The sequence below is a fragment of the Streptomyces sp. NPDC059092 genome (assembly GCF_042756365.1).
Lineage (GTDB): Bacteria > Actinomycetota > Actinomycetes > Streptomycetales > Streptomycetaceae > Streptomyces.
The window spans coordinates 1-14,308 of sequence record NZ_JBHZEJ010000086.1 but is presented as its reverse complement, the minus strand read 5'-3'; the positions used below and the strand labels follow the sequence as shown (position 1 = coordinate 14,308).

General features: G+C 70.6%; 8 protein-coding genes. 4 read left to right on the top strand and 4 right to left on the bottom strand.

Annotated features, from left to right (window positions below; all coding sequences use genetic code 11):
* Positions 1-16 precede the first annotated feature (16 nt).
* From ACFXPL_RS33055 to ACFXPL_RS33040, 4 genes are all read right to left on the bottom strand, one after another.
* Positions 17-1,096, bottom strand: coding sequence for a glutathione S-transferase family protein (locus tag ACFXPL_RS33055; protein WP_384926603.1), 1,080 nt, complete (start codon positions 1,094-1,096; stop codon positions 17-19).
* Positions 1,096-2,643, bottom strand: coding sequence for an MFS transporter (locus ACFXPL_RS33050; RefSeq protein ID WP_384926601.1), 1,548 nt, complete (start codon positions 2,641-2,643; stop codon positions 1,096-1,098). The genes ACFXPL_RS33055 and ACFXPL_RS33050 overlap by 1 nt, the downstream gene beginning before the upstream one ends.
* Before the next feature lie 115 nt (positions 2,644-2,758).
* Positions 2,759-4,348: a M4 family metallopeptidase gene (locus ACFXPL_RS33045; protein WP_384926643.1), complete on the bottom strand. Its 1,590-nt coding sequence runs from the start codon at positions 4,346-4,348 to the stop codon at positions 2,759-2,761.
* A 397-nt stretch (positions 4,349-4,745) separates the two neighbouring features.
* Complete coding sequence (locus ACFXPL_RS33040) at positions 4,746-7,625, bottom strand: glycoside hydrolase family 48 protein (protein ID WP_384926599.1); 2,880 nt, start codon at positions 7,623-7,625, stop codon at positions 4,746-4,748.
* Between the two features lie 348 nt (positions 7,626-7,973).
* Between ACFXPL_RS33040 and ACFXPL_RS33035 the strand changes: the two genes are divergently transcribed.
* The 4 genes from ACFXPL_RS33035 (at position 7,974) to ACFXPL_RS33020 (ending at position 14,166) form a co-directional block, all read left to right on the top strand.
* A complete protein-coding gene (locus ACFXPL_RS33035) occupies positions 7,974-9,446 on the top strand; it encodes a cellulose binding domain-containing protein (protein ID WP_384926597.1) in 1,473 nt (490 codons plus the stop codon).
* A complete protein-coding gene (locus ACFXPL_RS33030) occupies positions 9,443-11,179 on the top strand; it encodes a glycoside hydrolase family 6 protein (RefSeq protein WP_384926595.1) in 1,737 nt (578 codons plus the stop codon). Before ACFXPL_RS33035 ends, ACFXPL_RS33030 begins: the two co-directional genes overlap by 4 nt.
* Before the next feature lie 189 nt (positions 11,180-11,368).
* Complete coding sequence (gene lanKC / locus ACFXPL_RS33025) at positions 11,369-14,023, top strand: class III lanthionine synthetase LanKC (protein ID WP_384926593.1); 2,655 nt, start codon at positions 11,369-11,371, stop codon at positions 14,021-14,023.
* Between the two features lie 14 nt (positions 14,024-14,037).
* Positions 14,038-14,166, top strand: coding sequence for a SapB/AmfS family lanthipeptide (locus ACFXPL_RS33020; protein WP_384926591.1), 129 nt, complete (start codon positions 14,038-14,040; stop codon positions 14,164-14,166).
* Positions 14,167-14,308 lie beyond the last annotated feature (142 nt).

Genomic DNA, 14,308 nt, shown 5'->3' with positions numbered 1-14,308 from the left:
ATCCGGGGCACGCCCGTCAGGGGCGCCCCGCCGGCGGGACCTCCTCGCCCGGTGCCACCGGCCCCGGCGGGGTGCCGTCACCGAACGGCCGGCCGCCCAGCTCCGCGCGGTGGTGCGGCGTCAGCCAGCCGGAGAGATCGGGGCCGAGCGGCACGATCCGGGTCGGGTTGATACCGGTGTGCACCTGGTAGTAGTGGCGCTTGATGTGGTCGAAGTCCACGGTGTCACCGAAGCCGGGGGTCTGGTAGAGGTCCCTGACGTAGGCCCAGAGCACCGGGTCCTCTGCCAGCTTCGAGCGGTTGCACTTGAAGTGTCCGTGGTAGACGGCGTCGAAGCGTACGAGCGTGGTGAAGAGCCGGATGTCCGCCTCGGTGAGGGTCTCCCCCACCAGGTAGCGGCGGTCGGCCAGCCGCTCGGAGAGCAGCCCGAGCCGGTGGAACACGGCGTGGTAGGCGTCCTCGTACTCGCTCTGGCCGGAAGCGAACCCGGCGCGGTACACGCCGTTGTTGAGGTCGCGGTAGACGCCCTCCATCACCTCGTCGATCTCGTCGCGCAGCGGCTCGGGATAGAGGTCCGGCGCGCCGTCGCGGTGCAGCGCCGTCCAATCGGTGGCGAGGTCCAGCGTGATCCGCTGGAAGTCGTTGGTGACGAGTCGGCCGCTGGGCACGTCCACCACCGCGGGGACGCTGACCCCGCCCGGGTAGCCGTGCTCGCGCGCGTCGTACGCCTCGGCGAGGTGGCGGATGCCCAGGACGGGGTCCCGGCCGTCCGGATCGAGGGTGAAGCGCCAGCTCCGGTCGTCCTGGATGGGGTCGGCGACGGCGAGCGAGAGCGCGCCCTCCAGGCCGAGGAGCCGGCGCGAGACGAGGGCGCGGCTCGCCCAGGGGCAGGCACGGCTGACCACGAGCCGGTAGCGGCCGGCCTCGACGGGCCAGCCGTCGGCACCGTCGGCCGTGATCCGGTCCGTGAAGTGGCTGCGGGAACGCTTGAAGGGCTTCTTCCCGTAGGCGGCGTTGCCCCCGGTGGTGTCGTTCCCCTCGGTGGTGTCGCCGCCCTCGGTGGTGTCGCCGCCCCCGGTCCCGGTGGGTCGGTTCATCACTGGTTCCCTCCTGCTCGTCGTCTTTCCTTCTTACGGAACCGGTTCCCCGTACGGAGCCGGTTCTCCGCGCGTCGGGCGACGGCGATGTCGGCGAGCGCGACCAGCAGCGCCGCGATCACGAACCCGGCCGCGACGACGAGTCCGTGGTCGAACGCGGCGGCCCAGCCGTCGGACGCCACCTGGGCGAAGAACACGGAGCCCACCGCGGCGATCCCGATCGCGGAGCCCACCCGCTGGCTCGTCTGGAGGGTGCCCCCGGCGCTGCCCGCCATGACCACGGGCACCTCGGCGAGGGTGAGGGTCTGGTTGGGCGAGATGACCAGTCCGCTGCCCACTCCGGCCAGGAGCAGCGGCGCCGCCGTCGCCCACCCGACGCCACGCCCCGGCACCAGGTGTACGGCGAGGGCGGTGGCCCCCAGACCGGCCGCCACCATGATCAGCCCGACGGCGACGAGCGGCCGGCCGAAGCGCCCGACCAGCCGCCCGCCGAGACCGGCCGCCGCCCCCGAGCCCAGGGCGAAGGGGGTGATGGCGAGACCCGCCTCCAGGGCGGTGTAGTGCAGTCCGCTCTGAAGGTAGAGCGTGCTGATGAAGAAGACGGTGGTGAACCCGGCGAAGTACAGCAGGATCAGCAGGCAGCCCAGGCGGAAGGCGCGGATCCGGAAGAGGGAGAGGTCCAGGACCGGCTGGGTGGCGCCCGTACGGCACCGGGACTCCCACCGTACGAAGCCGGCCAGCAGCGCCGCGGCGACCAGCATCAGCAGCCATTTCGCGTCGCCGTGCCACTGCTGCGACTGGACGAGGGGCAGCAGCAGCGCCAGTACCCCGCCGCCGAGCAGCAGGACGCCGACGGGGTCGAGGTCGCGCGGGGTGACCCGGCCGGCCGACGGGGTGTCCGGCAGCAGCCGGTGGGCCAGCACCAGGCAGACGGCGCCGAGCGGCAGGTTGACGTAGAAGACCCACCGCCAGCCCTCGTCCGCCCCGGCGGCCTGGATGATCAGACCGCCCAGGAGGGGGCCGACCGCGGTCGAGATGCCCACCACCGTGCCGAACATGCCGAAGGCCCGGCCCCGTTCCCGGCCGGCGAAGAGCTGCTGGATCAGGGCGGAGATCTGCGGGGAGACCAGGCCGCCCGCGAGCCCCTGCACCAGCCGGGCGAGCACCAGCCAGAGGCTGGACTGCGCGGCTCCGCAGGCGGCGGAGGCGAGGACGAAGAGGGTCAGGCCCCACATGAAGACCGGGCGCCGCCCCCGGGCGTCCCCAAGCCGGCCCGCCGGGATCAGGAAGAGCCCGAAGGCGAGGGCGTACCCGGAGACCACCCACTGGAGGTCGGACACCGGGGTGCTGAGCCCCTCGCGGATGGAGGGCAGGGCGACGTTGACGATGGAGACGTCCAGCAGCGTCATGAACCCCGCCACCAGGCAGACCGCCAGCGCCTTCCACCGCCGGGGGTCCGGCTCGGCGGGGGTGGTGGGTCCCGCGGCGCCCCCGGGGCCCGCCGGGTCGGCGGGAGCGCCTGCGTCCTGCCCGTTATGTCCGGCCATGGACCGCACCCTACGGCGAAGGGGCACGGTCCGCGCGCGAGGAACGCGCGGGCCGTGCCCCCGATCACCGCCCGGCCACCGGGCTACCCGTGCCGCGGGGCCGTGGAGGCCGCTGTCAGGCCACGTTGATGGCGGTCCAGGCGGCGGCCACCGCCTTGTACTCGGTGCTGGTGGTGCCGTACAGGGCGCCCGCCGCGCTGAGCGTCGCGGTGCGCGCCCGCGCGTAGTTGGTGGTGGACGTCATGTACGTGGTGAGCGCCTTGTACCAGATCTGGATGGCCTTGTCGCGGCCGATGCCGGTGAGCGTGGCGCCGTTGCTGGTGGGGCTGTTGTAGCTCACGCCGTTGATCGTCTTCGCCCCGCTGCCCTCGGACAGCAGGTAGAAGAAGTGGTTCGCCGGGCCCGACGAGTAGTGGACGTCGAGGTTGCCCAGCGTGGACGACCAGTAGTCCTTGGAGGCGCCGTCCTTGCTGGGCTTGTCCTGGTAGCGCAGCGGGGTGCCGTCACCGTTGATGTTGATCTTCTCGCCGATGAGGTAGTCGCCCGGGTCGCTCGCGGTGTTGGAGTAGAACTCGACCGCGGTGGCGAAGATGTCCGAGGTGGCCTCGTTGAGGCCGCCGGACTCACCGCTGTAGTTCAGGTTGGCGGTGGCCGCGGTGACGCCGTGGGTCATCTCGTGGGCGGCCACGTCGAGCGAGGTGAGCGCGTTGGCGTTGCCGGAGCCGTCCCCGTACGTCATGCAGAAGCAGGAGTCGCTCCAGAACGCGTTGACGTAGTTGTTGCCGTAGTGGACGCGGGAGTAGGAGGCGACGCCGTTGTTCTTGATGCCGTTGCGGCCCACGACGTTCTTGTAGAAGTCCCAGGTCTCCGCCGCGCCGTAGTGCGCGTCGACGCCCGCGGTCTGCCGGCCGCCGGCCCAGACGTCGTCGGCGTCGGTGAAGAGCGTGCCGGTGCCCGAGGTGCCCTGGTTCAGGTCGTACGTCTTGTGGCCGCCACGCCCGCCGTCGGTCAGGTTGTACGTGGTGCCGCTCTTGGTGGTGCCGAGCGTGACGGTGCCGTTGTACTTGCCGGTGCCGGTGCCGGTCTCGATGGCCTCGTGCCGGAACAGCTCGGCGCCGGTGGCCGCGTCGGTGACGACGTGCAGCTCGCTCGGCGTTCCGTCGGGCTGGACGCCCTTGACGACGGTCTCCCAGGCGAGCACCGGCGTGCCGGAGGCGGCCCAGATCACCTTGCGGGGCGCGTCCTCGGCCGCCGCGTCGGCGGTCTTCTCCGCCGAGGCGGCCTTCAGGGCCTTCGCCTTCGCGGCGGAGGAGGCGACCGCGGCGTCGGTGGAGGCCACGGCTATGCGGGCCGTGGTCGCCTTGGTGACGTCCGTCCCGCCGGCCGGGGTCTCGTGGACGACGAGGTCCCCGCCGAGCACGGGCAGACCCTGGTAGGTCCGCTCGTACCGGGTGTGGACCGTGCCGTCGGCGTCCTTGACGACATCCCTGACGACCAGCTTCTCCGCGGCGCCGAGACCCAGGGTCTTCGCCTCGCTCGCGGTGTCCGCCTGGGCGGACCTGATGGCTTCGACGCGCTGGGTGGGGGTCAGTTCCAGCGCGGTGGCGCCGCTCTCCCGGGTCGGGTCGGGCTGAGCGCTCGCCGTGCCCGACTGGACGCCGACGACGACCATGGCGGCGGACGCGACGAGCGCCGCGACGCGCATGGCCTTGCGGGGGGTGGTGGCGCGGGGGGTGGAAGCTACGAGTCTCACTCAGTCTCCAAGAGTGTCGGACCGCCGGTGGGCGGTCCCCTGTGGGGAAGCGGCGGTCGCGGGTGGAGCCGCCGCCTGAAGTGCTGAGAGGTGCGCGAGTGCCACAGAGCTGACTCACCACGTGATCTACGCGCGGTGAGCCGTCCAGAGAGTGCCACTCAAGGGACTCGTTCCGACAGATCAGAAACCAGGATTTGACCTTGTGTTGTCAATTCTGTACGCCATAAATACATCAAACGGTCTTAATGGAAGGGAACTTGGCGCCCGCGTAAAATGAACGCGCTGTCGCGCATGGAGCGGAGAGCCCCGGCGGGCGACAGCCGGGACCCTCCGCGGTCATGGGGTGGCGCTATTCGAAGAGGTCGGAGTACGAGCCGAGGGCCAGCGCGATGTCCGCCTGTGCCCAGAACCGGTGGTAGGTGAAGGTCGGCGCCGCGCCGCCCTTGAGATACGCCTCGACCTTCGACCAGGCCGGGTCGCTCTTGTAGAAGGAGCGGATCGAGGCGAAGGTGGAGCTGGAGTCGATCCGGTCACCGTTCGGCATGGCGCCGGTCCAGCCGCTCGGGACGTAGACCGGGTCGTCGAACCGGCTGTAGTCCGCGCGGGTTTCGGGGACCGCGATGCCCAGGGCGTCCCGGTGGTGGTCCCACATGCCGTCCAGCAGCGCCTTGGCGGTGGTCTTCGCCGCCGCGTGGCCGGACCTCGCCGCGTAGTACGAGAGGGTTTTGGCGTACGCGGCGGCCACGCCCACGTCGTTGGTGTAGTCCGCGACGGTGACGTGCAGTCCGGTGTTGGCTCCGGGGGTGGTGGCGTTCCAGGTGTCGGGCTTGCCGGACCACTGGAGGGTCGACGGGATCAGATACGTACCGTCCGGGTTGACGGTGGTCCTGGACAGGGCCCAGGTGACCCACTTGTCCAGCACCGCCTTGGCGGCGGCATCACCCGTACGGTTGTAATACTCGGCGACGCGCTCCATGGACCACGCCTGGAAGCCGAACCACTGGTTGGACGGCGGGTCGTGGTAGACGGGGGCCTCGTCGTAATACATGCCGTAGAACGTCGGGCTCCCGGCCGGGGGCGTCGCGTACCGGCCCTGCCAGCTGTTGGTGGCGCCGCCCGCGATCCCGCCCTCGGAGGACTGGAGCCAGCGGTAGAACTCCACCTGGCGCTTGAGGCTGGTGGACCAGTCCTGCTGGCCGGTGGCCGACTTCGGCTTGAGGTCGGCGTACGAGCTGAGCGCCCAGGCCGCCATCGGGTTCTGGTAGCCGCTGTGGCTGAAACTGGAGCCGATGCGCCAGGCCCAGCCGGCCGAGGCGTCGGTGGCCCCGCCCCAGGCGTAGTACCAGGAGAGCAGGTAGTGCGAGCTGTTCTTGCCGCTGCCCGCGGGGCAGGCGGTCTCCCCCGCACAGTCGCCGACCTTCTTGAAGTACTTGTCGTACATGGCATAGCGGAGGTAGTCGCCCATCTTCGCGGCCTTGGCGACATTGGCCGAGACGGCGCTGCCCTTGCCCTGCTCCTTGGCCCATTCCGAGGCCCAGTAGGCAGCCTGGACCACGCGGGCGTCGGCGTCGGGGGCGTTGGTGAACTTCCACTGCTTGGCGTACGAGGCGTCCTTGGTGAAGAGGTCCAGATAGCCGTTGGCGCCGCCGTACTTGAACGCGTCACAGGTGGGCTGGGTGACGGTCTCCCAGACCGACTCCTGCGGTCCGCGCTGGAAGGTGTTGATGTAGGAGGGGCCCTGATCGGCGGGGCCCGCCTCGCACTTGCCGGGCGCGTTGCCGAATCCGTAGACGTTGTCGACGTCCTGGATCCAGTGCATGCCGTAGATGTCGTCGGTGCCGTACGCGCTCTTCAGCTCGCCCGCGATGGGGTCGTTGCCCACGGGGACGTTGCTGTTGAGCTGCGAGGGGTACTGCGAGGGCAGATCCTGCTCGGGCGCGTAGGTGGCGGGCTTCGAGGCGTTGTAGAAGCTGTTGGTCGGCTGGTCGGCGTGGGTGGGGATCATGTACTTCTCCATGATGTCCCAGGCGCCGTTGAACTTGGCCCAGTCGCCGGTGACCTTGCCGTACATCGCCTGGAGCCAGATCAGATAGCTGTACGCCTCCGAGGTCGTCTCGTGGCCGTGGTCGGGCGCCTCGACGATCAGGGTCTCGACCGAGTGGTACGGGACGCCCTCGGGCGAGAAGTATCCGGCGGCCGGGTCGGTGATCTTGCCGTACAGCTCCAGGAACCGGGCGTCGTACGTGGTCGACGCGGCGAGCTGGGTGACGGTGACCTCCGCCTTGGCCTGTCCGGTGGCGCTCGCGGTGAAGGTGGCGGCCCCGGTGCCGGTCGCCGCGGCGGTGACGGTCACCTGCTGGGCGGTGTTCCAGTTGGCCGGGGTGAAGGTGAGGGCGGCGCCCGAGGTGACGGTCAGTCCGGTGTTGCCCGCGGTGCGGGCCACGGCGACGTTGACGTTCGCGCTCGGCTGCGTCGACAGCTTGACGGCGAAGGTGCCCGTCCTGCCCTGCTGCACACCGAGCTGGCCGGGCGTCGCGACGATGGAGGGGCCCGCCGTGACCCGCACCCCGACCGGGGTGGACTCGGCGGCGGCGCCCTGCCCGTCGTACGCCTTGGCGTAGAGCGAGAGGTCGCCCGCCGGCACGTTCGGGTAATTGAAGGTGTACGGCGAGGTCGTGTCGGTGCCCAGCAGCGTGGTGTCGCTGTAGAACTCGACCTTGGTGATGCCCGCCCCGTCGGCCGCGGCGGCGGTGGCGGCCATCGGGATGGTGCCGCCCGCGGTGAACAGCGCGCCGGGGGCCGGGCTGGTCAGCACGGCGATGGGCGGCTGGTGGGCGCCTGTGCAGGTCACGCCGTTGACGGCGAAGACGGTGGGCGCGGCGTTGGCGCCGCTGTAGGTGAAGTTGGCACCGGCGGTGGCCGAGGCGCCGACCGCTATGGACCCGTTGTGCGCGGCGTTCTTGACGGTGACGTTCTTGCCGGACTGCGTCCAGGTGCCGTTCCAGCCGCTGGTGAGCGTCTGGTTGCCGGCGTACCCGTAGGTGAGGGTCCAGCCGGAGATGGCCTCCGTACCCCGGTTGGTGATCGTCAGGTCGGCGGTGAAGCCGGATCCCCAGTCGTTCGTCTTGTAGTCGACGCCGCACTGGACCGCGGCGGCGTGCGCGGGAGTGCTGTTGACCGCGGTCAGACCGAGCGGCAGGGAGAGGGCGGCCGCGAGGGCGATGAGCATCCGGCGGGTACCGCGCGGCCCGCGGACCCTTCTGGGCGGGGATGACGCGCCTGGTGGGAATCCTCGTGAGCCGAACATGCCGAGCATGGAGGGGTCCTCCTCGCGGTCCGGTGCGGGTGGGGGGATGGGGATACGAACCAGTGGGAGCGCTCCCAAGCGTCGAGCGGGACCGTGCACCTGTCAAGACTTTGAACGAGACGCACGTCCAGGCGAGTTGGCAGATAAAAGAATTCAACTGGACTGTTGACTCACGCCACTTCGGCGCTACCGTCGAACCCAACCAGTGGGAGCGCTTCCATCAGTCATACGCCGTGTCAGGCGGCGTGTGGGCCATCGAGGAGTCGCTCCATGCGAGCACCACCGCGCCTCTGTGCACTGCTGGCCGCGACGGCCCTGGCCGTCGCCGGAACAGCCGTCGCCACGCAGGCGGCCGCGTCGGGAACCGCGGCCGGCTGCACCGTCGAGTACCGCACCACCGGTCAGTGGGACGCCGGATTCCAGGGCGACGTCACGCTGACCAACCACGGGTCGCCGGTCGAGAACTGGTCCCTCACCTTCGACTTCCCGGGTACGCAGAAGGTGACCCAGGGCTGGAACGGGAAGTGGTCGCAGTCGGGCAGGACCGTGACCGCGGTCAACGAGAGCTGGAACGGCAAGATCCCCACCGGCGGCTCGGTCAGCGCCGGATTCACCGCCTCCTGGTCGGGGTCCAACCCCGCGCCCACCGCCTTCAAGGTCAACGGCGTGGCGTGCGAGGGGAACACGGGCCCCGCCGACCCGCCGACCGACCCGCCCGCTCCGGGCGGCGCACCGCCCCAGCTCCGTGTATCGGGGAACAAGCTGGTCGACCAGAACGGCGCCACCCGCCGCATGCTCGGCGTCAACCGCTCCGGCGGTGAGTTCATGTGCGTCCAGGGCTACGGCTTCTTCGACGGTCCGGTGGACGACGCGTCCGTCCAGGCCATCGCGGACTGGAAGGTGAACACCGTACGCGTCCCCCTCAACGAGGAGTGCTGGCTCGGGCTCCCGCATGTGAACGCGGCCTACTCCGGAGCGAACTACATCGCGGCGGTCAAGACGTACGTGGCCAGGCTGGAGGCGCACGGCATCACGCCGGTCGTCGAACTGCACTGGTCCCACGGGAAGTACACCGGCGGTGACAGCCACTGTCCGGACACCGAGTACGCGACCTGCCAGAAGCCGATGCCGAACGCGCAGTACACACCGGCGTTCTGGTCCTCGGTCGCGCAGACCTTCAGGAACGACCGGGCGGTGGTCTTCGACCTGTTCAACGAGCCTTTCCCGGACCGCGCCACCAGCGACCTGGACGCCGCGTGGACCTGCTGGCGTGACGGCGGGAGCTGCCCCGGGATCGACTTCCAGGTCGCGGGGATGCAGTCCCTGCTCAACGCGGTACGGGCGGCCGGCGCCCAGAACCTGGTGCTGATCCCCGGCATCGCCTACTCGAACGACATGCGTCAGTGGCTGAAGTACCGGCCGTCCGATCCGGCTGGCAACACGGCCGCCGCCTGGCACACGTACAACTTCAACACCTGCTCGAACGAGAGCTGCTGGAACGAACAGCTCGCTCCGGTGATCGCCCAAGTGCCGCTCGTGGCGGGCGAGATCGGCGAGAACACCTGCTCACACGGGTACATCGACCGGGTCATGGCCTGGCTGGACGGCCGGGGCGCTTCCTACCTCGGCTGGACCTGGAACACCTGGGACTGTTCCTCGGGCCCGTCTCTGATCAGCGACTACAAGGGCACGCCGACCTCCTTCGGCGTGGGACTCCGTGACCATCTGAAGGGACTCTCATGAGCCGCACCCTCACCCCTCCGCGCCGAGCACGGACGGCGGTGCTCGCCGCGCTGGCGCTCGTCGCCGCCGCGGCCGGCACGGCGACCGTGCTGGAAGGGCCCGCCTCAGCGGCGGCGGCCGGCTGCACGGTCGACTACAAGATCCAGAGCTCCTGGAGCGGCGGCTTCTCGGCGGCCGTCGCCGTGACCAACACCGGTGACGCGGTGAGCTCCTGGAAGCTGGACTGGAGCTTCGCGGGCAACCAGAAGGTGACCCAGGGCTGGAGCTCCACCGTCACCCAGAGCGGTACGGCGGTCTCGGCCACCAACGCCTCCTGGAACGGCACCCTGGCCACCGGCGCCTCGACGTCCTTCGGCTTCAACGCCGACGTCACCGGCACGAACGCGGTCCCCACCACGTTCAAGCTCAACGGCGTCACCTGCAACGTGCCGGGCGGCGGCACCCCCACGGATCCGCCGACCACCCCGCCCCCGGGTTCGAGCGCCCGGGTCGACAACCCGTACGCGGGCGCCGGGGTGTACGTGAACCCGGAGTGGTCACGGAAGGCCGCCGCCGAGCCGGGCGGCACCAAGGTCTCCAACCAGCCGACCGGGGTCTGGCTGGACCGGATCGCGGCCATCAACGGGGTGAACGGCGGGATGGGGCTGCGCGCCCATCTCGACGCGGCCCTGACACAGGCGGCGGGCAAGGCGTTCGTCGTGCAGCTCGTGATCTACAACCTGCCGGGCCGTGACTGCGCCGCGCTCGCCTCCAACGGGGAGCTGGGCCCGACGGAGATCACCCGTTACCAGAAGGAGTACATCGACCCGATCGCCGCGATCCTCGGCGACACCAAGTACGCGAACCTGCGGATCGTGACGACCGTCGAGATCGACTCCCTGCCCAACCTCGTCACCAACGTCTCGCCGCGGCCGACCGTCACCCCGCAGTGCGACGTGATGAAGGCGAACGGCAACTACATCAAGGGCGTCGGCTACGCCCTGAACAAGCTGGGCGCCGTCGGCAACGTCTACAACTACGTGGACGCCGGACACCACGGCTGGATCGGCTGGGACGACAACTTCAACGCCTCGGCACAGATCTTCAAGCAGGCCGCGACCGCCGAGGGCAGCACGGTCGACAAGGTCGCGGGCTTCATCGTCAACACCGCCAACTACGGTGCGACGAAGGAGAACAACTACACCATCAACGACAGCGTGGCCGGCAAGTCGGTCCGTGAGTCGAAGTGGGTGGACTGGAACCGCTACGTCGACGAGCAGTCCTTCGCGCAGGCGTTCCGCCAGGAGCTGGTCGGCGTCGGCTTCCCGTCCGGCATCGGCATGCTGATCGACACCTCGCGCAACGGCTGGGGCGGCACCGCCAGGCCCGCCGGACCCGGCGCGCAGACCACCGTGGACACCTATGTGGACGGCGGGCGTTACGACCGCAGGATCCACCTGGGCAACTGGTGCAACCAGTCCGGGGCCGGGCTCGGCGAACGGCCGAAGGCCGCTCCCGCCACCGGGATCGACGCGTACGTCTGGATGAAGCCCCCGGGCGAGTCCGACGGTGCGAGCAAGGTCATCCCGAACGACCAGGGCAAGGGCTTCGACCAGATGTGCGACCCGACGTACACGGGCAACCCGCGCAACAACAACCACATGTCGGGCGCCCTGCCCAACGCGCCGCTCTCGGGTGACTGGTTCTCCGCGCAGTTCCAGGAGCTGCTGAAGAACGCCTACCCGGCGCTGTAACACCCCCGCACCACCCCGCGTCCCCCTCATGCGGACGGGACCGGCGGACCCCACCAGAGGCCCGCCGGTCCTCCGCCATTCCCGCCGGTAACCCGTGCAGACTCCACGCCCGGAAGGTGACATCGGCGACTGTTTCGGCTTTCGGCGGCCGTGAAACGGTGGGCTCTGTCGCCGTCCGAGGGAGTCCGTGTGAACAAGGGGTACGCCGTATTCTGCGATGCGGACCGGCAGTTCTACGACGCACCGCACCGGCTGTCCGCCGCCGGCTCCACGGACCGCGAGGCACTGTACGAGGCCGCCCGCCGGCCCGTTCCGGCGGGATGGCAGCGCCATCGCACCGGGGACTGGCTCGCGTTGCGTCCCCTCGATGTCCCACTGCCCCCGCAGGGCTGGAAGATCCATGTGTCGGCCTGTCTCGGCAACGCCGAGTCCGTTCTCGACCGGGTCATGGAGTACTGCGTCACGCGGCGTACCGCCTTCAAGTTCGTACCGAGCCGGTATCTGCTCCACACCCGCAACGCCAAGTACGCGGACCGCTCGGCCAGTGGCAAGTTCCTCACCGTCTACCCGGTCGACGACGCACACTGCCGCACCGTCGCCGAGGACCTCGACGCCCTGCTGACGGGCGAGCCGGGACCGTACATCCTCAGCGATCTGCGCTGGGGCAAGGGCCCCGTCCATCTGCGGTACGGCAGCTTCACCCAGCGGAACTGCTACGACGCCGAGGGGGAACTGCGCCCGGCCGTCGAGGACGACCGGGGCCGGCTCGTCCCCGATCTGCGCGGCCCCGTCTTCCAGATCCCGTCATGGGTGACCCCGCCCGCGTTCCTGCGGCCCCACCTCGACGCGCGGGACGCGACGACCGTCACGGAGCTGCCGTACCGGATCGAGCGGGCGCTGCACTTCTCCAACGGTGGCGGGGTGTACGTCGGACGGCACGGCGTCACCGGCGAGAAGGTGGTGCTGAAGGAGGCGAGACCGCACGCCGGTCTGGCCGCCGACGGAGCCGACGCCGTGACCCGTCTGAAGCGTGAACAGGACGCTCTGGAAGCGCTGTCGGGGCTGGGCTGCACCCCGGAGGTGCGCGACAGCTTCGTCCTCGGTGACCACCGCTTCCTGGTCCTCGAACACATAGAGGGCAAGCCCCTCAACACCTTCTTCGCCCGCAGGCACCCGCTGATCGACGCGGACCCCGGCGCGGCCCGGCTCGCCGAGTACACCGCGTGGGCGCTGCGGATCCACGGCCTGGTCGAGAAGGCCGTCGCCGCGGTGCACGGACGCGGAATCGTCTTCAACGACCTGCATCTGTTCAACATCATGGTCTCCGAGGACGAGACCTCGGTGGTGCTGCTGGACTTCGAGGCCGCCGCGCACATCGACGACAACGCCCGCCAGACCGTGGCCAACCCCGGCTTCGTGGCCCCCGCCGGCCGGCGCGGCTTCGACGTCGACCGGTACGCGCTCGCCTGTCTGCGTCTGGCCCTCTTCATCCCACTGACCAGTCTCCTCGCCGTGGACCGCGCGAAGGCCCGGCACCTCGCGGACGTGGTGGCGCGGCAGTTCCCGGTGGAGCGCGCGTTCCTCGACGAGGCCGTGGCGGAGATCCTGCGCGACCCGGCGGCCGGGCACGAACCGGTAGCGGCCGGGCGCGGTACGGCGGAGCGAGGACCCCGGTCGGCGCCGGAACCGTATCTCCCGGTGGAGCCGGGCGACTGGCCGCGCAGCCGGGACTCCCTGGCGCGGGCCGTCCTCGCCTCGGCGACCCCGGACCGCGAGGACCGCTGCTTCCCCGGTGACATCGCCCAGTTCACCGTCGCGGGCGGCGGTCTGTCGTTCGGCTACGGCACCGCCGGGGTGCTCTACGCACTGGCCGCCGCAGGGGCTAAGCCGTGCGAAGCCGCCGAGGAGTGGCTGCTGTCGCGGGCGAAGGAGCCCGCCTCGGGCACCCCGCTCGGCTTCTACGACGGGCTGGCCGGGCTCGCCTGGACGCTCGACCGGCTCGGCCACCATGAGCGGGCCATGGAACTGGCCGAGCTGACGCTCGACCAGCCGTGGGACGAGATCCCCGCCGATCTGCACAGCGGCGCGGCCGGGCTCGGCCTCGCCCTCGACTCCCTGGCGGCCTCGTCCGGTGAGCCGAGGCTGCACGAAGCGGCCCTGCGCTGCGCGGAGTCGGCGGCCCGCACGGTGGCGGGCGGACTCCCCCGCGCCGGACTGCTGTACGGGGCGTCCGGCGCCGCCCTGCTCTTCGTACGGCTCCACGAGCGCACCGGTGACCCCGCGCTGCTCGATCTCGCGGCCGACGCGCTGCGCCGTGATCTCGCCCGCTGCAAGCACGGCGCGGGCGGCACGCTCCAGGTAGACGAGGGCTGGCGCACCATGCCGTATCTCGGCGCGGGCAGTGTGGGCATCGGGATGGTGCTCGACGACTATCTCGCCCACCGGCCGGACGAGGCGTTCGAGCGGGCGCGCGGCGAGATCGTCCGGGCCGCGCAGGCCACGTTCTACGCGCAGCCCGGACTCTTCCGCGGCGCCGCCGGCATGGTCCTCCACCTCAGTCGCACCACGGCGGAAGGGCCCGGCACCGAGGCGGCCGACGTACGGCGCCAGATCGACGCGCTGGCCTGGCACGCCATGACCTACCAGGGCCACCTGGCCTTTCCCGGCGAGCAGATGATGCGGCTGTCCATGGATCTGGCGACCGGCACCGCCGGCTGTCTCCTGGCGCTGGCCGCCGCCTCGCCCCCGTATGGAGGGACGGCCCACCTGCCGTTCCTCCCGCCGCCCACGCGGCCCCAGAGCCGGCTCCGTCCCGGAGCCGTGACCAGCACACCGTCCCCATGAAAAGAGGAACGACGATGAACCTTCTCGACCTGCAGTCGCTGGAGACCCCCAAGGAAGAGGCGACCGGCGACGTGGCCACGGGAAGCCGCGCCAGCCTGCTGCTCTGTGGTGACAGCAGCCTGAGCATCACCACCTGTAACTGACATCCCGCCCGGCGGATGTCCGCCTCCCGTCCGCGGTTCTCACGAGCCGCGGACGGGAGGCATCCCGGGGCACCGGGCGGTCCAACGCCCGGGGCCCGTCCCATGGATCGAGCCGGTCTCCCGGTGGTGAGGAGGACGCCTA

Coding starts and splice junctions, on each gene's coding strand:
- ACFXPL_RS33055 (WP_384926603.1), bottom strand. CDS start 1,096: ATGAACCGACCCACCGGGACCGGGGGCGGCGACACCACCGAGGGCGGC.
- ACFXPL_RS33050 (WP_384926601.1), bottom strand. CDS start 2,643: ATGGCCGGACATAACGGGCAGGACGCAGGCGCTCCCGCCGACCCGGCG.
- ACFXPL_RS33045 (WP_384926643.1), bottom strand. CDS start 4,348: ATGCGCGTCGCGGCGCTCGTCGCGTCCGCCGCCATGGTCGTCGTCGGC.
- ACFXPL_RS33040 (WP_384926599.1), bottom strand. CDS start 7,625: ATGCTCATCGCCCTCGCGGCCGCCCTCTCCCTGCCGCTCGGTCTGACC.
- ACFXPL_RS33035 (WP_384926597.1), top strand. CDS start 7,974: ATGCGAGCACCACCGCGCCTCTGTGCACTGCTGGCCGCGACGGCCCTG.
- ACFXPL_RS33030 (WP_384926595.1), top strand. CDS start 9,443: ATGAGCCGCACCCTCACCCCTCCGCGCCGAGCACGGACGGCGGTGCTC.
- ACFXPL_RS33020 (WP_384926591.1), top strand. CDS start 14,038: ATGAACCTTCTCGACCTGCAGTCGCTGGAGACCCCCAAGGAAGAGGCG.